Source organism: Micromonospora sp. NPDC050980 (assembly GCF_040653835.1).
GTDB lineage: Bacteria > Actinomycetota > Actinomycetes > Mycobacteriales > Micromonosporaceae > Micromonospora.
This window is the reverse complement of the sequence record NZ_JBFAGS010000010.1, coordinates 126,195-146,897: the sequence shown is the minus strand read 5'-3', so window position 1 is coordinate 146,897 and position 20,703 is coordinate 126,195. Positions and strand designations below refer to the sequence as shown.

At 74.0% G+C, this 20,703-nt stretch carries 27 protein-coding genes; 12 read left to right on the top strand and 15 right to left on the bottom strand.

Features of this window, described 5'->3' with window-relative positions; genetic code table 11:
• Positions 1 to 276: 276 nt before the first annotated feature.
• Together AB0H28_RS17555 and AB0H28_RS17550 are read right to left on the bottom strand one after the other, a co-directional pair.
• A complete protein-coding gene (locus AB0H28_RS17555) occupies positions 277 to 678 on the bottom strand; it encodes a nuclear transport factor 2 family protein (protein ID WP_358040666.1) in 402 nt (133 codons plus the stop codon).
• Between the two features lie 31 nt (positions 679 to 709).
• Positions 710 to 961 (bottom strand): hypothetical protein, encoded by a 252-nt coding sequence (locus tag AB0H28_RS17550; protein ID WP_358040663.1) that lies wholly within the window; start codon positions 959 to 961, stop codon positions 710 to 712.
• Between the two features lie 70 nt (positions 962 to 1,031).
• On the opposite strand from AB0H28_RS17550, the gene AB0H28_RS17545 reads away from it, so the two are divergent.
• A complete protein-coding gene (locus AB0H28_RS17545) occupies positions 1,032 to 1,619 on the top strand; it encodes a GNAT family protein (RefSeq protein WP_358040661.1) in 588 nt (195 codons plus the stop codon).
• Here AB0H28_RS17545 and AB0H28_RS17540 read toward each other — a convergent pair.
• Positions 1,586 to 2,086 carry a hypothetical protein gene (locus AB0H28_RS17540; RefSeq protein ID WP_358040658.1) on the bottom strand — a complete coding sequence of 167 codons (501 nt, stop codon included), beginning with the start codon at positions 2,084 to 2,086 and terminating at the stop codon, positions 1,586 to 1,588. The genes AB0H28_RS17545 and AB0H28_RS17540 overlap by 34 nt on opposite strands.
• Before the next feature lie 33 nt (positions 2,087 to 2,119).
• Here AB0H28_RS17540 and AB0H28_RS17535 point away from each other — a divergent pair, with 33 nt between their 5' ends.
• Positions 2,120 to 2,614 (top strand): hypothetical protein, encoded by a 495-nt coding sequence (locus AB0H28_RS17535; RefSeq protein WP_358040655.1) that lies wholly within the window; start codon positions 2,120 to 2,122, stop codon positions 2,612 to 2,614.
• On the opposite strand, the gene AB0H28_RS17530 is transcribed toward AB0H28_RS17535, so the two are convergent.
• Entirely contained in the window at positions 2,541 to 2,951 is a 411-nt protein-coding gene (locus AB0H28_RS17530) for a TIGR03618 family F420-dependent PPOX class oxidoreductase (protein WP_358040652.1), read from the bottom strand. The genes AB0H28_RS17535 and AB0H28_RS17530 overlap by 74 nt on opposite strands.
• A gap of 145 nt (positions 2,952 to 3,096) precedes the next feature.
• Between AB0H28_RS17530 and AB0H28_RS17525 the strand changes: the two genes are divergently transcribed.
• The 5 genes from AB0H28_RS17525 to AB0H28_RS17505 all read left to right on the top strand — a co-directional run bounded on the left by AB0H28_RS17525 (position 3,097) and on the right by AB0H28_RS17505 (position 8,157).
• The gene (locus AB0H28_RS17525; protein WP_358040649.1) at positions 3,097 to 4,113 is read left to right on the top strand and encodes a YihY/virulence factor BrkB family protein; all 1,017 of its coding nucleotides are present in this window, start codon (positions 3,097 to 3,099) and stop codon (positions 4,111 to 4,113) included.
• 180 nt (positions 4,114 to 4,293) lie between these two features.
• Positions 4,294 to 5,466 (top strand): ATP-binding protein, encoded by a 1,173-nt coding sequence (locus tag AB0H28_RS17520; protein ID WP_358040646.1) that lies wholly within the window; start codon positions 4,294 to 4,296, stop codon positions 5,464 to 5,466.
• Positions 5,456 to 6,655, top strand: coding sequence for a hypothetical protein (locus tag AB0H28_RS17515; RefSeq protein ID WP_358040643.1), 1,200 nt, complete (start codon positions 5,456 to 5,458; stop codon positions 6,653 to 6,655). Before AB0H28_RS17520 ends, AB0H28_RS17515 begins: the two co-directional genes overlap by 11 nt.
• A complete protein-coding gene (locus AB0H28_RS17510) occupies positions 6,625 to 7,341 on the top strand; it encodes a response regulator transcription factor (protein ID WP_358040640.1) in 717 nt (238 codons plus the stop codon). Before AB0H28_RS17515 ends, AB0H28_RS17510 begins: the two co-directional genes overlap by 31 nt.
• Before the next feature lie 75 nt (positions 7,342 to 7,416).
• On the top strand, positions 7,417 to 8,157 hold the full coding sequence (locus AB0H28_RS17505; RefSeq protein WP_358040637.1) for a hypothetical protein: 741 nt from the start codon (positions 7,417 to 7,419) through the stop codon (positions 8,155 to 8,157).
• A gap of 40 nt (positions 8,158 to 8,197) precedes the next feature.
• Here the strand turns inward: AB0H28_RS17505 and AB0H28_RS17500 are convergent, their stop codons facing one another.
• Positions 8,198 to 8,950 carry a lysophospholipid acyltransferase family protein gene (locus AB0H28_RS17500; protein WP_358040634.1) on the bottom strand — a complete coding sequence of 251 codons (753 nt, stop codon included), beginning with the start codon at positions 8,948 to 8,950 and terminating at the stop codon, positions 8,198 to 8,200.
• 117 nt (positions 8,951 to 9,067) lie between these two features.
• Here AB0H28_RS17500 and AB0H28_RS17495 point away from each other — a divergent pair, with 117 nt between their 5' ends.
• Complete coding sequence (locus tag AB0H28_RS17495; protein ID WP_358040631.1) at positions 9,068 to 9,460, top strand: VOC family protein; 393 nt, start codon at positions 9,068 to 9,070, stop codon at positions 9,458 to 9,460.
• 25 nt (positions 9,461 to 9,485) lie between these two features.
• Here AB0H28_RS17495 and AB0H28_RS17490 read toward each other — a convergent pair whose 3' ends face one another.
• The 6 genes from AB0H28_RS17490 to AB0H28_RS17465 form a co-directional block, all read right to left on the bottom strand.
• Positions 9,486 to 11,546, bottom strand: a complete 2,061-nt coding sequence (locus AB0H28_RS17490) for a glycogen debranching N-terminal domain-containing protein (protein WP_358040628.1) — start codon at positions 11,544 to 11,546, stop codon at positions 9,486 to 9,488.
• The gene (locus tag AB0H28_RS17485; protein ID WP_358040626.1) at positions 11,546 to 11,914 is read right to left on the bottom strand and encodes an SCP2 sterol-binding domain-containing protein; all 369 of its coding nucleotides are present in this window, start codon (positions 11,912 to 11,914) and stop codon (positions 11,546 to 11,548) included. Before AB0H28_RS17485 ends, AB0H28_RS17490 begins: the two co-directional genes overlap by 1 nt.
• Before the next feature lie 163 nt (positions 11,915 to 12,077).
• The gene (locus tag AB0H28_RS17480; RefSeq protein ID WP_358040623.1) at positions 12,078 to 12,494 is read right to left on the bottom strand and encodes a CBS domain-containing protein; all 417 of its coding nucleotides are present in this window, start codon (positions 12,492 to 12,494) and stop codon (positions 12,078 to 12,080) included.
• Between the two features lie 358 nt (positions 12,495 to 12,852).
• The gene (locus tag AB0H28_RS17475; protein WP_358040620.1) at positions 12,853 to 13,875 is read right to left on the bottom strand and encodes an aspartate-semialdehyde dehydrogenase; all 1,023 of its coding nucleotides are present in this window, start codon (positions 13,873 to 13,875) and stop codon (positions 12,853 to 12,855) included.
• Positions 13,876 to 13,974: 99 nt separating this feature from the next.
• Positions 13,975 to 15,318, bottom strand: a complete 1,344-nt coding sequence (locus AB0H28_RS17470) for a pitrilysin family protein (RefSeq protein WP_358040617.1) — start codon at positions 15,316 to 15,318, stop codon at positions 13,975 to 13,977.
• The gene (locus tag AB0H28_RS17465; RefSeq protein WP_358040615.1) at positions 15,315 to 16,607 is read right to left on the bottom strand and encodes a pitrilysin family protein; all 1,293 of its coding nucleotides are present in this window, start codon (positions 16,605 to 16,607) and stop codon (positions 15,315 to 15,317) included. The genes AB0H28_RS17470 and AB0H28_RS17465 overlap by 4 nt, the downstream gene beginning before the upstream one ends.
• A gap of 81 nt (positions 16,608 to 16,688) precedes the next feature.
• Here AB0H28_RS17465 and AB0H28_RS17460 point away from each other — a divergent pair, with 81 nt between their 5' ends.
• Complete coding sequence (locus tag AB0H28_RS17460) at positions 16,689 to 17,399, top strand: phosphodiesterase (RefSeq protein WP_358040612.1); 711 nt, start codon at positions 16,689 to 16,691, stop codon at positions 17,397 to 17,399.
• On the opposite strand, the gene AB0H28_RS17455 is transcribed toward AB0H28_RS17460, so the two are convergent.
• Complete coding sequence (locus AB0H28_RS17455; RefSeq protein ID WP_358040609.1) at positions 17,374 to 17,589, bottom strand: hypothetical protein; 216 nt, start codon at positions 17,587 to 17,589, stop codon at positions 17,374 to 17,376. The two genes, AB0H28_RS17460 and AB0H28_RS17455, sit on opposite strands and share 26 nt — an antisense overlap.
• Positions 17,590 to 17,843: 254 nt before the next feature.
• Between AB0H28_RS17455 and AB0H28_RS17450 the strand changes: the two genes are divergently transcribed.
• The 3 genes from AB0H28_RS17450 to AB0H28_RS17440 are packed head-to-tail and all read left to right on the top strand — an operon-like array spanning position 17,844 to position 19,444.
• The gene (locus AB0H28_RS17450; RefSeq protein ID WP_358040868.1) at positions 17,844 to 18,941 is read left to right on the top strand and encodes a 3-deoxy-7-phosphoheptulonate synthase; all 1,098 of its coding nucleotides are present in this window, start codon (positions 17,844 to 17,846) and stop codon (positions 18,939 to 18,941) included.
• A gap of 49 nt (positions 18,942 to 18,990) precedes the next feature.
• Positions 18,991 to 19,215, top strand: coding sequence for a hypothetical protein (locus AB0H28_RS17445; RefSeq protein ID WP_091069627.1), 225 nt, complete (start codon positions 18,991 to 18,993; stop codon positions 19,213 to 19,215).
• Between the two features lie 25 nt (positions 19,216 to 19,240).
• Positions 19,241 to 19,444, top strand: coding sequence for a hypothetical protein (locus tag AB0H28_RS17440; RefSeq protein WP_358040606.1), 204 nt, complete (start codon positions 19,241 to 19,243; stop codon positions 19,442 to 19,444).
• 58 nt (positions 19,445 to 19,502) lie between these two features.
• Here AB0H28_RS17440 and AB0H28_RS17435 read toward each other — a convergent pair whose 3' ends face one another.
• The 3 genes from AB0H28_RS17435 to AB0H28_RS17425 are packed head-to-tail and all read right to left on the bottom strand — an operon-like array spanning position 19,503 to position 20,690.
• Positions 19,503 to 20,063, bottom strand: coding sequence for a DUF1360 domain-containing protein (locus AB0H28_RS17435; RefSeq protein ID WP_358040603.1), 561 nt, complete (start codon positions 20,061 to 20,063; stop codon positions 19,503 to 19,505).
• Positions 20,064 to 20,073: 10 nt separating this feature from the next.
• Complete coding sequence (locus AB0H28_RS17430) at positions 20,074 to 20,391, bottom strand: SRPBCC family protein (RefSeq protein ID WP_358040600.1); 318 nt, start codon at positions 20,389 to 20,391, stop codon at positions 20,074 to 20,076.
• Entirely contained in the window at positions 20,391 to 20,690 is a 300-nt protein-coding gene (locus tag AB0H28_RS17425) for a DUF6158 family protein (RefSeq protein WP_358040597.1), read from the bottom strand. Before AB0H28_RS17425 ends, AB0H28_RS17430 begins: the two co-directional genes overlap by 1 nt.
• Positions 20,691 to 20,703 lie beyond the last annotated feature (13 nt).

Here is a 20,703-nt window from a genome sequence, read left to right as displayed (position 1 = left end):
TGAGCCCGGATGTCTCCGGATCCGGCATCACGAGCAGGCACCAATCATCATCAATAGGGGTGTCTACCTGGACAGATAGACACCCCTAGTAACTCATGATGATGGGCTAACCCGTACGGGATTCAACTTCTAATCCCAAGGCCGCAGGTTCGAATCCTGCCGGGCGCACCTCCATACCGCAGTTCAACGGCATGGCGGTGGCCAGCCGCAGATCATGCAGTCACCGCCGATCGAGGCTGCCGACGCCCGGGCCTGACAGCAGGTGCGCGGGTGCGGTCACGGGTGCAGTGGCGTGCGTCGGGGTTTCACGTTCCGATGGGCGATCCGCCACCCGGCAGTCTCTCGGCGGAGGGTGTCCTCGTAGACCACGCTGCCGACCGACCCGTCGGCGTTGACGCCGAGCCCTTTCGACAGGGCCCGGACGGTGCCATCGGCGTCCTCGGTCACCCAGACGTTCGTGACGTGATGGCCCACCGGGTTCCCGTCGCCCAGGGCCAGCGCCGCCCGCTTGATCGCCTCGTGGCCGCGCAACTCGCCGGCTCCGAAGGCCGTCACGTCGTACACCACGTCGGCGGTGAACAGCTCGTCCATCCTGTCGAACTCGCCGGCGTCCATGAGATGCCCGTGCAGGGCGATCAGCTCGTGGACCGCCAGCCTGTCGTCCGCCGACAGCGTCATCAGCGAACCCCCTCCCGCTTGAAGGCAGTTCCTACGGGGAGATGCTGCCACCACGCTCGCGCCGCTTCGGGTCAGCGGCGGGCGGCAGCGGCACCACGCGTTCCTCGTACACCTTGATCTCGGCGCGGAATCGGTGGGCGCCCGGATGCCAGATCTCCTCGAACGGGCCCATCACATTGTCGCCGACCCCGCGGCGGCGAACCCGGGCCGCCAGCCAGGCGAGCAGCCCCAGGACGCCCGCCAGGCAGCCGACGACCAGCAGGACCGCCAGCACCTCACTCACCACTCCACGCTAGCCCAGCACCGGATATCCGGTTGACCGGCCACCCGTGCCGAACGGGATCATCGGACCCATGTCGCTGCCCACCCCCACCCTGCGCACCGCCCGCCTCCGGCTGCGTCCCGTCGCCGACAGCGACGCGGACGACCTCTTCGCGTTGCACAGCAGCGCCCGCGTCCTGCGCTACTGGGACTCGCCGCCGTGGCGCGACCCGGAACGCGCCGCGCGGTTCGTCGCCGCCTGTCGACGGATGGCCGAGGAGGGCACCGGGGCCCGGGTGACCGTGGACCGGCTCTGCGACGGGGCGTTCCTCGGCTGGTGCGGCCTGGTCCGGTGGAACCCGGAGTACCGGAGCGCGTCGCTGGGCTACTGCTTCGACGACGCGGCCTGGGGTCAGGGCTACGCGACGGAGGCGGCGCGCGCCCTGCTGGGTTGGGCGTTCGACACGCTGGACCTCAACCGCGTCCAGGCGGAGACCGACACCCGCAACCTGGCGTCCGCCCGGGTGCTGGAGAAGCTCGGATTCCTGCGGGAGGGCACGTTACGGGAGGACTGCGTGGTGGACGGCGACGTCTCCGACTCGTGGGTCTTCGGGTTGCTCCGGCGGGACTGGCTGCCGTCCGGTGGTCAGGAGTCCGCCGGGACGCCCGCCTCCAGTTGACCGATCACCGGGCCGAGCAGGTCGTTGAGTTCCCGCGTCAGCACGACGACCGCCCGCCGCGCCGTGGCGGCCACCGAGTCGTCCGGCCCGTCCGGCGCCGGCGGCAGGTCGCCGAGCGGGACGGGCACGTCCACCTGGAGCAGGGCGCGCAGGTGCGGGCTGCGGGTCAGGTCCTGCTCGGTCGGCGTCGTGTACTGGCCAAACAACTGCGGCCAGTCCCGCCAGCCCCGGTCACGCTGCCACTGCCGGCTCCAGGTGAGTTCGGCCGGCCACCGGGAGATCACCGTGACGGCGCAGATCAGGCTGCCGTCCCAGGGGCTCGGCGCGCACGTCGCGGAAACGATCCGCCGGTGCCAGCGAACGTAGCCCGGTGACAGCTCGGTGGCGATCCGCCAGGCGGTCGCGGCGAAGGCGACCGGCGCGATGTCGCCCCACGCGTCGGCGAACTCGTCGGTACGTGCGAGCACCTCGGCCTCGTGGCGGCCACGCCCGTCGACGCCGTGCTCACGGTCGTAGTGCTCGTCGAGCCAGAAGGCGCGCGGTTCGGCGAGTTCGTCGCGCCCACCGGCAGCCCGCATCTCTACCAGGCGGAGGTGTCCGGCGCCGGCCCGGCGGGCACGGTGGTCGCGTTCCAACCCGGCACGTTCCACCGGGGCGCCGGCCTGACCACGCCCCGGGGCGCGCGTTACAGCATGCACCTGAGCTTCCGGCCGGCGGCCGTGGACTGGGGCAACCGGCACGCCTGGGCCGAGCGGAGCCACGAGCCCGCCTGGTACCGCTTCGTGAGCCGGGCGACCCCGGCGCAGCTCGCGCTGTTCGGGTTCCCGCCGCCGGGCCATCCCTACTGGACCCCCGCGACCGTCGCCGGCGTGGCGCAACGCTACCCGCACCTGGACATGACGCCCTGGCAGGCGTGCGAGGTCAGCGTGCCGTGCCGGCGAGCAGCCACCGCCGAACCGGGATCTCCAGCAGGACGCGGTCCCCGTCCGGCGTGACCGGCCGCCGGATGTCCCATCCGTCGTACTTGTGCGCGAAGGCCTTGACGACAGCGGTTGGGAATTCGGCGCGGTGGAGCCGGGCGGTGCCCTCGGCGACGACCGGGTTGACGCCGTCTTCCAGGGCCAGGGAGACGCGCGGGTCCGCCGCCACGTTACGGGCTTTGACGCTGCCGCCCTCGCATCCGATCCACCAGACGCCGTCGGCGTGGACGAACCACACCGGCGTCACGTGTGGGGAGCCGTCGGGGCGCAGGGTGCACAGCCAGACGTTGTGTTCTCGGGCCAGACGCGCTTCGACGTCGGGGGGAAGAGTTGCCAAGAGGGGCCGAGTCATCTGGAGAGAACATCACATCGTGTGCGGCTGCCGGAGACGGACAGCGGTGTGCACCTTGGCTATCAAGCCGCAGGAGTTCGCCGCGGATCCGTGAGCCGCCGGGCGCGGGGTTTCGACGCCGGCGGGCCAGGGCAGACAAGACACGATGCGGGACTTCCACCGGTACGGCACGCTGGCGCGGCAGCGCCTGCGGGCCGGCGCACGGGTCGGGGCCCAGGTCGGCGTCGGCACCGCCCGGGGGGCGTTGCGGGACCGCATACACGGGCTGGCGGCCGAGGCGAGCTTCTGGACGATGCTGTCCATGCCGCCCCTGCTGCTGGCCCTGCTGGCCCTGATCGGTCAGCTCGGCGACGTCATCGGCGCCGACACCGCCGGCTGGGTCGCGCGATCGCTGTTGGGCTGGGCGGACGGCGTCTTCACCGACCGCACCATGCAGGAGATCGTCCGGCCGCTGGTGGGGGACACCCTGCGGGAGGGGCATTCCGGCCTGCTGTCCCTCGGGGTGGTGCTCGCCCTGTGGAGTGGGTCGGCGGCGGTCAGCAGCTACGTCTCGGCCGTCACCACCGCCTACGACCTGGGCGGCCTGCGCAGTTTCTGGCGTTCCCGGCTGCTCAGCCTGGCCATGTACCTGGCCGGGCTGGTGATCGGCGCGGTGTTGTTGCCGCTGATCGTGATCGGCCCCGACATCCTGGGCCGCCTGCTGGCCCAGGTGTCCGGATCCGACCTGAGCTGGCTGGTCAGCGCGGCCTACTGGCCGGTGGTGGTGGTGCTCTCCCTGGTCGCTCTCACCTCGCTCTACCATCTCGCGGTGCCGGTGCGGACCCGGTGGCGCAAGGACTTCCCCGGTGCGGTGCTCGCGCTGCTGATCTGGGTGCTGAGCAGTGTGGGTCTACGCCTCTATCTCGGCTCGGGCCTGGGCGGTGACGCCGGCCCGGCGGCGGCGCCGATCGCGGTCCTGTTGTTCTTCTTCCTCACCGCGTTGGCCGTGCTGATCGGCGCCGAGTTCAACGCCACCATCGACGACCTGTGGCCGGAGCCCTCGACGGAGGAGGGGAGGCGCTCGGCGCGTCAGCGGCAGGCCACGGATGCCGACGTCGGCCGGTCAACCCCGCGGGCACGCGACAGCCGACACGCGGCCTACGCCAGGCACGACGCCCGCTGATCGCGTCCCGTAGACCACCACCACCGGGCCGAAACCGGACGTTGACGATCCGCTTTTCCGGTCGGGTAAGCGACGCAACGCCCACCGAGGGTGACCAGTTCCGACAAAGCGTGCTATTCTCCGGCGTCAATCTATGCCGCGCGGACCCGGCCGGGTCGATGCCGGAAGGACGCCTCCTCGATGCCGGTGGCTGCCGCCACGACCCTGCCACGGTCCCCCCTGGACCGTCCCGCGGGCGGCGCGTTCACGCTGATCTTCACCACCCTGCCGGCGCTGCTCCGGCTCACCTGCGGCCTGGTCGGCGCGGTGGTCGCCCTGTCGGTGCGTACGCCGCCGGTGCGGGTGGCGGTGCTCATCCCGGCCGTCGTGGCGCTCACCGCGTGGTCCGGTTGGTACGCCGTGCGCGCGTTCCGGCACGGCATCGGCGTCGCGCTGGTGGCCGGCGACGTGGCGCTCACCACCGCCGCCGCGCTGGCCGTGCCGTGGCTGGTCGCGCCGGAGGTGCTGCCCGGCGAGGCGAGCTGGGTCGCGGTGTTGGCCAGCACCACGGTGATCAACGCGCAGGCCACCGCGCCGGCCCGCTGGTCGGTGCCGGCCGGCCTGCTGGTCACCGCCGCCTACGCGACCGGCGCCGCGCTGGCCGGCAACCCGGTCGAGGCGCGGGCGCACGCCGGCACGCTCGTGGTGCAGACCGGTTGCACGGCGGTGATGACCGCGGTGATGCGCCGCTGGATCGGCCGGGGCGACGCCGCGTTCGCCGACTACCGGCGGTTGTCCCACGAGGCGGTGGTGGCCCGCGCCGCGCGGGCGGCGGAACGGCGGCACAACCGGGACCTGCACGACACCGTCCTCGGCACGCTGACCATGGTCGGGCTCGGCGCAGTGCCCGGCGACTCGGCCGCGTTGCGCGAGCGGTGCGCGGCGGACCTGCGTACCCTCGGCGGCCTGGCCGGCGCGCGGACCGCGACCGGCGAGGCGGACCTGGCCGAACGGCTGCGCACCGTCCTGGCCGGGCTGCCGGAGTTGCCGGTGCGCGCCACGCTGCCGCCGTGCCGGATTCCGGCGGAGGTCGCCACGGCGCTCGCCGAGAGCGCCGCCGCCGCGCTGGCCAACGTGGCGCGGCACGCGCCGGGCGCGCGCACCGCGTTGCGCCTGGACCGCGCGGGTGGCGCCGTCGTGGTCGAGGTGCTCGACGACGGCCCGGGCTTCGACCCGGCCACGGTCCCGGCCCACCGGTACGGGCTGCGCGAGTCCATCCACGGCCGGATGGCCACTGTGGACGGCCGGGCGGTGGTGACCTCCGTCCCTGGCGCCGGCACCCGGGTCCGGCTGGAGTGGTCGGATGGCGACTGAGTCCCCCGCGGCGGTGACCGCCGGCGCGACGCTGCGGCCCCGGCCCCGGCTGCCCGGGCGCGCCCGCGCGGCGGTGGCGCCCCCGCCGGAGGCGCACGCCGTGGCGGACGCGTCGGACCGGGGCGCCCGGCTCGTCGCGGTCGTCATCGCGCTGGCCTGGCACCTGGTGGTGGGGCTGCCGGCGGTGCTGTCGGCGGGGTCCGGGATGGCCGCGCCGGCGGTGGTGGCGGTCGGCTGGCTGGTGACCGCGCTGGCCGGCGTCGCCACCGGCGTACGCCTGCTGCGCGGTGGGCTGCCCCCGGCCCGGCGGTTGGCCGCGGCGCTGCTGGTGGTCGACGCGGCGGTGTTCGCGGCGGCCGGCGAGCGGTTCCTGTTCAGCACCGCCAACTGGGTGTGGGGCGGGCTGGCCTGGTTCTTCCTGCTGGCGCTCTGGCGGCGGCCGGTGCGCTGGCTGCTGGTCCTGCTCGCCGCGCACGCGGTGATCGCGCTGGTGGCGGTGGTGCTGCACGGCGCGACCACGCCCGCCGACCTGAGCCGCTACGCGATGTACGTCTACGGCACCTCCACGCTGCCGGTGGCGGTGTTCGCCGGCGCGGCGGCGCTGACCGCGCTGGCCCGGGACGGCGCCGGCACCGCCGCGGCGGCGCTGGCCGTGGCCGCGGAACGGGCGGCGGCCGAGCGCGCCCAGGGCGAACGGCAGGCCCGGCTGGCCCTGGTCAGCGGCACCGCCGAGGAGGTGCTGTCCGCGTTGGCGGCCGGCGACGCCGACCCCGCAGATCCGGCGGTCCGCCGCCGCGCCGTGCTGGCCGCCGCCCGGCTGCGCCGGCTGATCGCCGAGTCCGACGACGTGCCGGATCCACTGCTGCACGAGCTGCGCGCCGCCGCCGACCTGGCCGAACGCAACGGCCTGCCGATCGAGCTGGTCGCGGTCGGCACGCCACCGGAGCTGCCGGTGGACGTGCGCCGGAGGCTTGCCGACCCGCTCACCGCGGCGCTCGCCGGCGCCCGCGGTTCGGCCCGGCTGACCGTGGTCGCCGGCCCGGACGAGGTGGTGGTCAGCCTGGTGACACCGGACCACGACGGCCCGGACGACTCCGCGGCGCCACCCGCCGGCGACGGCCCGGTGGAGCACCTGCACGAGCGGGACGGGGAGATCAGGTGGACGCAGACCCGCTGGCGGCGGACGTGAACCCCGGGCACCCGATCGGGGTGGCGATCGTCGACGACCACCCCGTGGTGATCGACGGGGTGCGCGCCTGGCTGGCCACCGAGCCGCGGCTGCGGGTGCTGGCGACCGGCGACGACCCGGACGCGGTGCTGCGGGCCGCGCCGGAGGCCGACGTGGTGCTGCTCGACCTGCGGCTGCACGGGCGGATGGTGCTGGACAAGCTGGCCGAGCTGAGCGCGGCCGGCCGGCGGGTGGTGGTCTACTCCGAGCACACCGACCCGCCGACCATGCTGGCCGCGCTGGATGCGGGCGCGGTGGCGTTCCTGGCCAAGCACGAGGGGCGGGAGCACTGCGTGGGCACGGTGCTGGCGGCGGCGAGCGACCGCCCGTACGTGCCGCCGGCGCTGGCCGGCGCGATGGTCGGCGACGCCCGTCCGGACCGGCCGGCCCTGTCGGACAAGGAGCGGGAGGCGCTGCTGCTCTGGTTCCAGTCGATGTCCAAGGCGTCGGTGGCGCGCCGGATGCAGATCAGCGAACACACCGTCAAGCAGTATGTGGACCGGGCGCGGATCAAGTACACCCGGGCGGGTCGCCCGGCGGCCACCAAGGCGGCTCTCCTCGCCCGGGCGATCGAGGACGGCCTCGTCCGACCGGAAGACATCGGCATCTACCGGTCGCAGGCGTCGGCCGACCGGCCGACCCCCTAACGGGTGTCATGACAATCACCCCAGGAATCGGTCAGGCTCACCGATACCGCCAACCGTCACCGGGAGGTTCTGACCGTGCCGGAGGACGCCGCACCATTTTTCATCGGCCCACACCGCTTCGACGCCGACGACGACCCCACCCGTCCCCTGCTCGACCGGCGCTACGCGCTGGTGCCCGAGCCGGGCGAACGGCTGCTCGGCCAGCACCGGTTGCTGGTCGCCGGCCACCTGCTCGGCCCGACCGAGGACGTGCGCTGCTGGGCGCTGCCCGACCCGGCCTCGGTCACCGTCACCGACCGGCGGCTGGCCTACGTCTGCACCGGTCCCGAACTGTCCCTGGTCCCCGGGCGGGACAGCCCGACCGGCGCCCGGCACCGGCGCTCGGCCCGGCTGTCCCGCCTGGTCAGCGGCCAGATCCGCTGGCAGTGGCCGTCCCGGCTGGAGTTGGCCGAGGTGGGCGACGACGCGGTGGAACTGCGGGTGGTCTGCGACGCCCTGCGCACCATCCGGCAGCCGGCGCTCGCGCTCACCGGCCCGGTCGACGTGGTGACCGCGCTGGCCCGGCAGGTGCGCCGCTCGGTGGCCGGGTTCCGGCTGGCCCACCCCGACCTGGTGGACCTGTCCCCGCCGGAGCGGGACGCCCTGACCACCCGGGTCGCCGCCTCCCCCGGCCCGACGCTGGGCGTGGTGACGCTGCCGGGTTCGCTTCCGGTGGAGTTCCTGTCCCGGGACGACTACTACCGCCAGCCGGTGGCCGAGGCGTCCCCGTGGCCGCTGCGGCTCCCGGCCCGGGACCAGCCCGGCTCCGCCTGCTGACGCCCGCTGCGACGACCCGCGACCGCGCGGGCGGCGCCGGTCAGGAGGCGCTTCGGGAGCGGCGGTCGGAACGGTCCAGCTCGACGGCCTGCTCCGGGGTGGGCGCGGTGCCGCCCAGGTGGGCCGGCTGCCACCAGGCGTCGTCCGGGCCGGCGGGCTGGTCCGGGTATTCCCGCTGAGCGCGGTCGACCAGCGCCGACAGTCGGGTCCGCAGCTCGGCGGTCAGGACGGTGGCGTCCGGGTAGGCGCCCGGGTCCATCGGCTCGCCCACCAGGATGGTGATCGGGGTGTGCCGGCGGGTCAGCGTGCGCGGGCGGCCCTTCGTCCACAGCCGCTGGGTGCCCCACAGCGCCACCGGCAGCAGCGGCACGGCGGCCTCCTGCGCCATCCGGGCCGCGCCGTTCTTGAGGTCCTTGACGGTGAAGGACCGGCTGATCGTCGCCTCCGGGAAGACGCCCACCACCTCGCCCCGGCGCAAAGCGCCGACCGCGGTGGCGTACGACCCGGCCCCGGCGGCCCGGTTGACCGGGATGTGCTTCATGCCGCGCATCAGCGGGCCGGAGACCCGGTGCCGGAAGACGCTCTCCTTGGCCATGAAGCGGACCAGCCGGCGGGACGGGTGCGCCCCGTAGCCGCAGAAGATGAAATCGAGGTAGCTCACGTGGTTGGACGCGAGCACGGCCCCGCCGGTGGCAGGCACGTTCTCGCTGCCCCGCACGTCCAGGCGCAGGTCGAGGGCGCGGAACATCGTCTTGGCGGCGGTGATCACGGGCGGGTACACGAGCTCCGGCATTCGGCAACTTTACCCCGGGTAGGTTACGCGACCGTAGGGCCGCTCCCGTGCCGCGCGGTCGCCGCCGCGTTCCTGGACAGCGTCCTGCCCGCGGTCCCGGCCCACTAGGTTCGAGGCATGCCCGACCTCGCCGCGATCGTCATCCACTGCCGCGATCCCTACCTGCTCGCCCCGTTCTGGAGCACGGTCACCGGGCTGCCCGTGGCCGAGGCCGACCGGGCGAAGCTCGCCGACCGCACGCTCGGGCCGACCGAGGCGGTGCTGCTGCGCGACCCGCACGGACGCCGGCCGGACCTGTGGATCAGCCCGGCCGGTGACCTGCCCGCACCCGGGCGGATCCACCTGGACCTGGTCGGCGATGCCGAGGAGCGGGCCGCGGTGCTGGAGGCGGGCGCGACGGTGGTCCGCGAGCTGCCCCGGTGGACCGTGCTGGCCGACCCGGAAGGCAACGAGTTCTGCCTGCTGCCCCCGCACGAGGCGCGCGCCGACGAGCCGCCGCCCGGCCACTGAGCCCGGCCCGGGCTCAGTGGCCCGGTCAGTCGGCCGGGTTGTGCAGGTCCAGCCGGCCCCGGGCGAACGCGTCCACCCGGCCCCACCGGCCCGGGATGTCCAGCACCTCGATCCGCCCCATGCCCACCGGCAGCCGCGGGTCCACGGCCAGGTGCCCCTCGTGCGGCTCCAGCCCCAGCATGGTCCGGATCAGCAGCAGCGGCGCGCCGGTCGACCAGGCCTGCGGGCTGCACGCGGTCGGGTACTCCACCGGGAACTTCGTCAGCTCCCGCTGGTAGCCGCCGAACGCCTCCGGCAGCCGACCGTCGAAGTAGGTCGCCGCGTCCAGGATCCCGTTCGCCACGCAGGCCGCCTCCTCGGCGAAGCCGTACCGGCGCAGCCCCCACGCGACGAACGAGTTGTCGAACGGCCAGACCGCGCCGTTGTGGTAGCCGATCGGGTTGTAGCGGACCTCACCCTCGGCCAGCGTCCGCACCCCCCAGCCCGACCAGAGCCGCGGACCCACCAGGTGCTCGGCGATCACCGGCGCCCGCTCGTCGTCGACGATGCCACTCCACAGCAGATGGCCGATGTTGGAGCTGAGCACGTCGCACTGCCGTCCCTGCGGATCCAACGCGAGCGCGTAGAAGCCGCCGTCGGCGACCCAGAAGTCGCGGTTGAACCGCGCCTTCAGCTCCGCCGCCTCGCGTTCCAGTTGATCGGCGTACGCGGGGTCGTCCCAGAACTCCCGGGCCAGCCGGGCGGCCCGCGTCTTGGCGTCGTACGCGTACCCCTGCACCTCGCAGCTCGCCCGCGGGAACGGCGGCAGCGAGCCGTCGGCGTACGAGACGGAGTCCCAGGAGTCCTTCCAGCACTGGTTCTCCAGACCGGTGTCGGTGTTGCGCCGCTCGTACCAGATGTAGCCGTTGCCGACCAGGTCGGCGTAGTCGTCGATCCACTTCAGCGCGGCCCGGCACTCCCGTTCCAGCTCCTTGACCAGCGCCACGTCGCCGCTCCACCGCTCGTACTCGTCGAGCAGCACCACGAACAGCGGGGTCGCGTCCACCGAGCCGTAGTAGGGCGAGTGCGGTTGCTCCTCGAACGCGGCGGTCTCGCCGTAGCGCATCTCGTGCAGGATGCGGCCCGGGTCCTCGTCCCGGAAGTCGTCGAACCGCGTGCCCTGCAGGGCGCCGAGGATGCGCAGCGTGGTCTTCGACATCTCCGGCGCGAACGGCAGCACCTGGAGGCAGGTGAGGATGCTGTCCCGGCCGAACATGGTCATGAACCAGGGCAGGCCGGCGGCGGGCAGCGTCTGCCCACCGAGCGACAGCGGCGAGAAGCGCAGCGCGGCGAGGTCGACCATGCTCCGCCGGTAGGTCGCGGCGACCCGGCCGTGCTCGCTGTTCACCTTGGGCGCCCGGTCGATCCACTCCTGGAGGTCGTGCTGGAGCGCGAGCCGCTCGGTGCCGTGCGCCCGCAACCCCATCCGCAGGTCCCGGCCGCCGGGCCCGATGGCGAACGTCTGCACGTCGATGAGGACGTCCCACTGTTCGTTGGGTTCCAGGTGCAGGCTCCAGCCGAAGCCCCGGTTGTCGTAGCGGGTCGGCCGGTTCGCGGAGAGGATCGTCTCTCGTTTGAAGTTGCCCCGCCGGTAGCCCAGCCGCAGCCGGTCCGACTCCGCCTCGGCGTACAGCTCGCCCTTCTTGTTCAGGATCTCGTCCTTGACCTGGAAGAGGTCGGCGAAGTCGGAGCCGGCGTCCATCCGGATCTCCAGATCGACCGCCTTCTCGTCGTGGTTCAAGATGGTCAGCGTCTCCCGGAAGCTGCCGCCCACCACCCGCTCCCGGATGATCGACAGTTTCGCGTCGACGTAGTGCGTCGCCAGGCCCGGCACCAGGAAGAACCGGGCCTCGTAGTACTGCAGGTCGTCGTAGGAGAGCGCGTTCAGCCGTTCCCCGTTCACCGTGAGCACCCACTTCGACAGGTAGCGGGTGTCGAGCGAGAACAGACCGGTCGGCTCGCTCGGTGTGGCCTCGATGTCGCCGGTGTCCTCGGAGACCACGAACGTGTTTCCGTCCAGGATCCGGACGGTGTTGCTCCCGGCCATCAGACGGTCCTCCTGGAGAATGCGTGGTGCGGTCCGCGAGCGTCCGGCGGACCGGGAAAGACCCGTTCGACCTGCAGGACGAGCCGCAGGTCACCGACGACGGTCATGTCACCGCGCAGCAGCGCCGCGACGGTGTTCTCCTCGCCGTGCACGAGCGCGCCGAACAGTCGCGGGTCGGTGCCGACCACGGTGTCCGCCTCGCCGTCGGCCTGCCGGACCCGCAGGTTGCCCCGCTCGATCTCCAGCAGCCAGTGTGTGGTCTGCGCGCCCTCGTGCAGGTCGAACCGGACCGTTCCGGACGTCTTGACGAGCAGCGGGTCGAACCCGCGCCGATCCAGGTCCTCGAAGAATCTCGTGGTCATGTCCATCGAAGGCGACTCCTCCCGGGATACCAGCGGTCCCCTCGTCGACAGGCACCGGGTCCCCGCCGGGAACGGGGTCAATCTCGCCCGGATCGGGTGACGGCGCGGCGGGCGGCGCGACCAGGACGCCGGCCCCCGAACCGGGGGCCGGCGTCACCGCGGCGGACGGTCAGTTGTTGGGGTCGTCGGCGCTGATGTCCGCCAGCACCGACTGGGGTTCCCGCTCGACGGCCAGGTCACCCATCGAGACCAGGCCGATCAGCCGACCGTCCTCGGTCACCGGGAGCCGGCGGACGGCGTACGTGCGCATCAGGTCGGCGGCGGCCACCGCGTCGTCGTGCTGGCTCACCGTCACCACGTCCTTGCTGGTGATCTCGTTGAGCCGGGTGGTGGCGGGGTTGCGGTCCTCGGCCACGGCGCGGACCGTGATGTCCCGGTCCGTGACGATGCCCACCACGTTGTCGCCGTCGGTCACCACCACGTCGCCGATGGCGCCGTCGCGCATCTCCTGGGCCGCCGCGGCGAGCGTGTCGTTGCCGTCCATCGTCACCAACCGGGTCGTCATGAACTCTCCGACCGTTGTCATGGTGCTCCCCTCTCGGTGTCGGCACCGCGGTCTACCCGCCGCCGGAGGCGGGGTAACGCCCGCCGGCACGCCCAGCCAGCCCAGCAGACCGGCAAGCGCGTACGCGACCACGCCGAGCGCCGCCCGGATCCGTTCGACCCCGAAGAACCGGGAGGTCGCGTCCGCCTGCAGGAGTTCCCGGTGCCGGCTCAGGTAGTGGTAGAGCCAGAGCCGAGCCCCGCCTCGACCTCGTCGACGTCCCCGGTGTCCGGTCCGGCCGGCATCGTGCCTCCCACGCGCCGGTGTCTGTGGCGGCCGGGCGGTATACCCGCCGTCGGGGCGTCCGCGCCGGTTCCGGACGCCCCCGACGGCGCGGGGCTCAGCGCTCGGCGGCGACCAGCTCGGCGAGTTGCACGGCGTTGAGCGCCGCGCCCTTGCGCAGGTTGTCGTTGGCACAGAACAGCGCCAGGCCGTGCTCGACCGTCTCGTCGGCCCGGATCCGCCCCACGTACGTCGGATCCTGCCCGGCCGCCTCCAGCGGGGTGGGCACGTCGCTCAGCGCCACCCCCGGCGCGCCGTCGAGCAGTTCGCGGGCCCGCGCCGGGTCGATCGGCCGGGCGAACCGGGCGTTGATCTGCAACGAGTGGCCGGTGAAGACGGGCACCCGCACGCAGGTGCCGGAGACCTTGAGCCCGGGAATGCCGAGGATCTTGCGGCTCTCGTTGCGCAGCTTCTGCTCCTCGTCGGTCTCGAAGGAGCCGTCGTCGACGATCGAACCGGCCAGCGGGAGCACGTTGAAGGCGATCGGGCGGGCGAACGAACGCGGGGCCGGGAACTGCACCGCCGAGCCGTCGAACGCGAGCGCGCTCGCGTCCTCGGCCACCTTGCGGACCTGTTCGTCCAACTCGGCCACGCCGGCCAGGCCGGCGCCGGAAACCGCCTGGTAGGTGGCGACCACGAGGCCGACCAGCTCGGCCTCGACGTGCAGCGGGCGCAGCACCGGCATGGCGGCCATCGTGGTGCAGTTCGGGTTGGCCACGATGCCCTTGGGCCGGTCGGCGATCGCGTGCGGGTTGACCTCGGCGACGACGAGCGGCACGTCGGGGTCCATCCGGTACGCCGACGAGTTGTCGATCACCACCGCGCCGGCCTCGGCGACGCGCGGGGCCAACTCCTTCGCGGTGCCCTTGCCGGCCGAGAAGAGCACGATGTCCAGGCCGCGGTAGTCCGCGGTGGCCGCGTCCTCGACGGTCACCTCGCCGTCGCGCCAGGGCAGCGCGCGCCCGGCCGACCGGGCCGAGGCGAACAACCGCACCTGCTCCGCCGGGAAGTCGCGCTCCGCCAGCACCTGCCGCATCACGCCACCGACCTGGCCGGTGGCACCCACAATGCCGATCCTCATGCCCGCGAGGCTACCCAGCCGGGACGCGCGGACGGGAAGCCTTTCCCAGCGCGCGGGCCGGGGCGACGGGAATCACATCGATCCCGCCGCCCCGCCCGGTCAGGCGTGGTCGACCACCTCGCCGAGGCCGGCGGCCACCAGCTCGTCCCGGATCACCGCCGCGTCCCCCTCGACGACGAGCGTCAGCGCCTCCGGGTGCAGGTGCTCCCCGGCCGCCGCGGAGACCTCCTCGACGGTGGCCGCGAGCAGCGCCTCGCGCAGCCGGGCGTGGTAGTCGTCCGGCAGGTCGTGCACCACGAGCGTGGTCAGCGCCGAGGCGATGGCACGCGGGCTCTGCAACTCGACCGAGAGCTGCCCGGCCCGCCACGAGCGGGCCACCTCCAGCTCCTCCTCGGTCACCCCGGTCAACCGGGTACGCGAGACCTCGCCGACGGACTCGACGAGCGCCGGCGCGGTCACCGCGGTCTGCACGCCGGAGCTGACCGCGAACCGGCCGAACCGCCGGGACGAGGCGAAGTCGCCGCGGATGCCGTACGTGTAGCCGCGCACCTCGCGGATCAGGTGGTTGAGGCGGGAGGTGAACGCGCCGCCGAGCACGGTGCCGGCCAGCGTCATCGGCACGTGGTCGGGGTGGGCCCGGTGCGGCGACGGGTGACCGAGCCGCAGCGTGGACTGCACCGAGCCGGGCCGGTCGACCAGGATGATCCGCCGCCGGTCGGCCAGCGGCACCTCGATCGGGCCGCCCCGGTCCACCGGCCCGCCGCCGGTGCCGGCGAACGCCGCCGCGCCGAGCGCGTCCAGGTCGATCCGGTCCAGGTCACCGGCGACCACCAGGGTGCCGGGGCGGATGAACCACTCCGAGTGGAAGACGGTGACGTCGTCGGACTCCAGCGCGGCCACGCTCTCCGGGTCGCCGTAGAGCGGGCGTCCCCACCGCTGCTCGGCGCCGAACAGGTCGGCGCGCAGCACCGCGTCGGCGCGGGGCCCCGGGTTGGCCCAGTCCATCCGCAGCGCGGTCGCCTCGTCGTCGCGGACCCGCAGCACGTCGGCCGGGTCGAGGCGCGGCGTGCGGACCGCCTCGGCCATCAGCTCCACGGCGGCACTCAACCGGCCCACCGGGACCTGCACGCTGACCTGGAACGAGTCCCAGTCGAGCCCGCTCACCAGCTCGGTGCCCAGCGCCTCGATGGCCAGCGCGTAGGCGGTGGCGTCCCGCTGCGCGGTGCCCTCCTCCAGCGCCTTGGCCAGCACCGCGCCGAGGCCCTCCTTGCCGACCGGCTCCCGGCCCGCGCCGCCGTCGAGCAGCAGCAGCGCGACGGCGAGGTTCTGCCCGGGCAGGTGCGCGGCGACGACCTGCCCGCCGGCGACCGTCCGCCGGACCACCTGGGGGAACCGGTAGGCGCGGGCGGCGCCGGGACCGGGACGGGTGGCGATCAGGGTCATGAGGTCTCCTCGGGCAGGTAGGTCAGGATCACCCGGTCGTCGGCGCCGAACAGTGCGGCGGCCTGGTCGGCGATCTGCTCGGCGGTGACGGCCAGCCAGGCGGGCAGCCGGTCGGCGGCCCGGGCCGGGTCACCGAACTGGGTGGCGTAGCGGCCGAGCGTGTCGGCGCGGCCGTCCACCGTGGACTTCTGCCGCCACCACATGGTGCTCAGCAGCGCCTTGGCCCGATCCAGCTCGGCAGCGGTCACCGGCACGGTGGCCAACTCGTCGACCACCTCGGCCAGCCCGTCACGCAGCCGGTCGGCGGTCACCCCGGGGCGGGCGGTGGCGGTGGCGATCAGCGGGGCCGGCGCGTGCGCCAGGTCGACCCCGTACGCGCCGACGAGGTCCGGCTGGGCGATCCGCTCGCCGTCGGCGAGCCGCTGGTAGAGCCGGCTGCCCCGGCCGCTGCCGAGCACCGTGGCGAGCACCGTCGTCACGTCGTAGCCGGGGTCGCCGAACGGGTGGGTGCGGTGCGCGAGGTAGACGCGGGCGGCCGGCACGTCCGCGGTGACCGTCTCCACCGCCGGGCTGCCGGTGGCCGGCACGGTGCGCCCGTCCGGGGCGGCCGGGATGTCCGGGCGCGGGGCCAGGCCGCCGAAGTATTTGTCGGCCAGCGCGAACACCTCCGCGGCGGTGGTGTCGCCGACCACGGTGAGCACCGCGTTGTTCGGCGCGTAGTAGGTGGCGTGGAACGCCTGGAAGGTCGCCAGGTCGGCGGCGTTCAGGTCGGCCATCGACCCGATCGTGGCGTGATGGTAGGGGTGGCCGGGCGGATAGAGCAGCGGCAGCAGCCGCAGCCAGGCGTCGCCGTAGGGGACGTTCTCGTAGCGCTGCCGCCGCTCGTTCTTCACCACGTCACGCTGGTTGTCCAGCGTCTCCTGGGTCAGCGCCGGGACCAGGCCGCCCATCCGGTCGGCCTCCAGCCAGAGCGCCAACTCCAGGTGCTCGGCCGGGACGGTCTCGAAGTAGTTGGTCCGGTCCGGGTTGGTGGTCGCGTTGAGCGAGCCGCCGGCGCCCTGGATCAGCTTCATGTGTTCGGTCTTCGCCACGTTCACCGAGCCCTCGAACATCAGGTGTTCGAAGAGGTGGGCGAAGCCGGTCTGGCCCGCCGGTTCGTGGCGGGAACCCACGTCGTACCAGAGGTTGACCGCCACGGCCGGTGCGGTGCGGTCCTCGCTCACCACCACACGCAGGCCGTTGTCCAGTCGGGTCGTCTCGATCGGCCAGGGGAAACCGCTGTCGGGCATGGCACGACGCTATCCGATCCGGTGGGCGGAAAGGGGACGCGCGCCCGCGTCGTCGCCGCCCGACGGGGTACCCGTCCCGGCATGACCCCCGCACCGTCCGCCGTCGAACGCGCCGCCGCCGCGCTGGCCCGGCTGCGGCACGCCCGACTGCTGCATCCCGCCGGCCGCGTCTTCGCCGCCGACGTGCTGATCTGGGGTACGCCGGGGCCGCCGACCGGGGTGCCGCTGCTGGACCGCCCCGGTCGCTGGCCGGCCACCGTCCGCCTGTCCAAGGGGACGCCGACGCCGGCCGGCTGGCCGGACGTGCTGGGCGTGGCGGTCCGGCTGCACCGGGACCCGGAGCCGCCGGTGGACCTGCTGGTGAGTTCCAGCGGCGCGGCGCCGGTGCTGCGGAACCTGCCGCTGCCCCGGCGGCGCTTCACCGGGACGTACACCTCGATCATGTCGTTCCGGGCCGGGGCGCGGCGGCTGTTCCTGGCCGTGCTGGCCGACCCGGACTCACCGGACCTGGGACGCACCCTGGCCGAGGCGGGCGCGGCGGTGGTCGGCGACGAACCCCGCCTGGTGCTCGCGGTGGCCTCGTCGGTGGGGCCGTGGCGGCCGTTCGGTGAGGTACGGCTGAGCGGCCGGCGCGGCGCCCGGGAGGACGCCGCGCTGGCCTTCGACCCGATCGGCAACGTGCCGCCGGGCCTGCGGCTGGCCGGCCCGCTGGCCCGGTTGCGGGACGCCGGCTACCGGGGGTCGCGTCGGGGTCGGCGGGTCGGGTTCAGTCGGGCGGCTCGACGGGGTTGACGGTCTCGGCGGAGGTGCGGTGCTCCAGCACGGTGTCCGGGGCGGCGTTCTGGTCCTCCTCCCGCAGATCCGATTCGGCGAGGATCGCGTCGGCCTGGGCCCGCGCGTCGTCGCTGCCGGCCGCCGCCTCCTCCGGAAGCAGGTGCGCACGGGAGGAGATCCGGTCCTGGTCGTTCTGGTGGTGACTCATGGATGTGCCCATACCCCGCGTCCCGCTTCGCGGAACGGAGCCGGGCGTGGCCGGGCGGGTCGGGTACGCTGGCCGACGTGACTCGTTCGTATCGATGGTTTAGGCAGCCGGCTGGAGGAGCCGGTGACTCGACCGTGAGCTGACGTCACTTTCCTCTTCGAGCCGGCCGGGGCGGGGATGGTTCCCCACCCCTTCGCACACGAGCAGCCGGCTCGACCCCCGGGCGCCGGCCCCGGGGCACGGTCGGCGGAAGGATCCCCACCGTGACCACCTCCTCGGACGCCCGCCGGGTGATCGACCAGCGGATCGATCGCGTGGTGCCGTTGACCACCCCGGCCCTGCTGCACCACCACCTGCCGCTCGACGCGCCCCTGGCCGAGGCCGTCGTGGCCGGCCGGCGCGCGGTCGCCCGGGTGCTGGACCACGCCGACGACCGGCTGCTGGTGGTGGTCGGCCCGTGTTCCGTGCACGACCCGGCAGCCGCGCTGGAATACGCGGGGCGGCTGCGCGAGACCGCCGACCGGGTCGCCGACGACCTGCTGGTGGTGATGCGGGTCTACTTCGAGAAACCGCGCTCGACCGTGGGCTGGAAGGGCCTGATCAACGACCCGGCGCTGGACGGCTCGGGTGACGTGAACACCGGCCTGCGGACCGCGCGGGCGCTCCTGCTCGACGTGCTGCGGCTGGGCCTGCCGGTGGGCTGTGAGTTCCTCGACCCGATCACCCCGCAATACATCGCGGACACGGTCGCGTGGGGCGCGATCGGGGCCCGGACGGTGGAGAGCCAGGTGCACCGGCAGCTCGCCTCCGGCCTGTCCATGCCGATCGGCATGAAGAACCGCCCCGACGGCAGCATCGACACCGCCGTGGACGCGATCCGGGCGGCCGGCGTGCCGCACGTCTTCCCCGGCATCGACGTCTCCGGCACCCCGGCGATCATGCACACCCGCGGCAACACCGACGGCCACCTGGTGCTGCGCGGCGGGGGCGGCCGGCCCAACTACGACGCGCGGTCGGTGGCCGGGGCGCTGGACCTGCTGCGCGCCGCGGGGCTGCCCGAGCGGGTGGTGATCGACGCCAGCCACGCCAACAGCGGCAAGGACCACCGCAACCAGCCGCTGGTCGCCGCGGACGTGGCCGGGCAGCTCGCCGCCGGCCGGCGCGGCATCGTCGGGATCATGCTGGAGAGCTTCCTGCGCTCCGGCCGGCAGGACCTGGACCCGACCCGGGAGCTGGAGTACGGCCGGTCGATCACCGACGCCTGCATCGGTTGGGACACCACCGCCGAGGTGCTCGACCACCTGGCCCAGGCGGTCCGCGCCCGCCGGGCCGCCCTCCCCACGCCGGCCTGAGCGGGGTTGGGGAGAGTTTGACCGGTTCGGCGCCGGGTAGGTGGTCGGCGTGACCGATGACGCGCCCGTGACCGAGCAGCCGGACACCCGGCCGCTCGACGACCTGCTCGACGACCTCTACCACGGCCAGGAGCGGATCAGTCAGACCGACATCTACCGCCGGGCGGTGGCCGCGGAACTCCCGGCGGAACTGCTCACCCGGATCGCCGCGCTCCCGCAGGGCGAGTACGCGGTGGACGAGGTGGCCGACCTGCTGGGCGGCACGGTCGCCTGAGCGCACCGCCGACGAGAGGACGCAGATGACCGACCGTGAGCCCGAGCACGAGCACCTGCCGGCGCTCGGCCAGCCCCCGGAGGGCGTGGACACGCTGCCGGAGCCGGACTTCGCCAACGAGCACGACCGCACCGCGGTGGACCGCGACGTCATCACCGGCGACGACGAGCGGGAGCCCGAGACGTCGCGCGGCTGGGCCGGCGAGGACCACGGCACCACCCCCACCTGACCCGGGCGGGCACGCGGAACGGGGCCGGCGCCACGCGCCGGCCCCGCCGTTCGTCGGGTCACTGTTCGTGGTGGCCGCCCTCGGCCGCCCGCTGGGCCACCGCGTAGCCCATCTGGAGGAAGTCGGAGGCGGCGACCGCGGTCAGCGCGGTCGCCACCAGCCGGGTCAGCCGGGGCGCGAGCACGAGCCCGCCGGTGAGCCCGGTGGCCACCCACACCGCCAGGCAGAACGGGCAGCTGACCAGCTCGCCGAGCGCGTGCCGGGTGGCGCTGCCCTCGTCCCGGACCTGCTCCATCACCTCACCGCTGCCGATCGGGTGGTCGTAGCGGGTGAACGGCGCCCGCAGCGGGCTGGTGATCGCGTCCTTGGACAACAGCCGGCTCAGCTTGTGCGTGGCGACGGAGAGCAGCACCACGTCGGCGGGTGTGGGCCGCTCCGGCACCGGCCGGCCGGTCGCCCGGACCAGTCCGACCAGCGCGGCGGTCACGCCGGCGTAGGTGCCCATCGCCTTCAGGTAGCCCTCCAGCGGTCGGTGCTCGTGCGGCGCGTACGCCTGGCGCAGGCGCGCCACCTTCTGCTTCAGGCCACTCCCGGTCAACCCGGCCTCCCTCGTCGTCATGGCGGCCGGCTCAGCCGGCGGTCAGGTTGTCGGCCACCGCGCGGTCCAGGTTGGCCAGGATCTCGCCGGCGAGGCCGTGGTCGGGGCCGGCCAGGTCCAGCCGGACCCGGGCGCCACCGGCGTCGGCCGGCTCGACGTCGATCTCCGCGGACCAGTCGGCGCTGCTCCACCGGGCCCGCATGTCGTCGGCGTCGAGCACCTCGACCCGGCAGGCGCCGGAGTGGCGCAGTTCCTCGGGCAGCCAGGCGGAGGACCGCTGCGGGTCGGTGGCGGTGTTGAAGACCACCTCGGGCGGCGCGGACATGCCGCGCTCGGCGTGCGTGGCCATCAGGCGTCCCGCAGCCGGTGCGGATCGACCTCGCGACCGGGATGCCGGGCCAGGTATTCGGTCTCCAGCTCGGCCGTGCGGCGCAGGTGGTTGGCGAGCGCCGAGTCGGTGGCGTGCCGCAGGGTGTCCAGCCGGGTCCGGTGCAGGCGCTGCACCTCCCGGATCAGGTCCTCGTCGCCCAGCTCGGCGGGGTCCACCCCGGGCAGGTCGCCGTCGGCGGCCCCGGTGCGGGCGTGGTCGCCGTCCCACTCGGTGACGCGCTGCTCCGGGCTGGTGTCCCCGCGTACCGATTCGGTCATCGTCGCCCCCTCG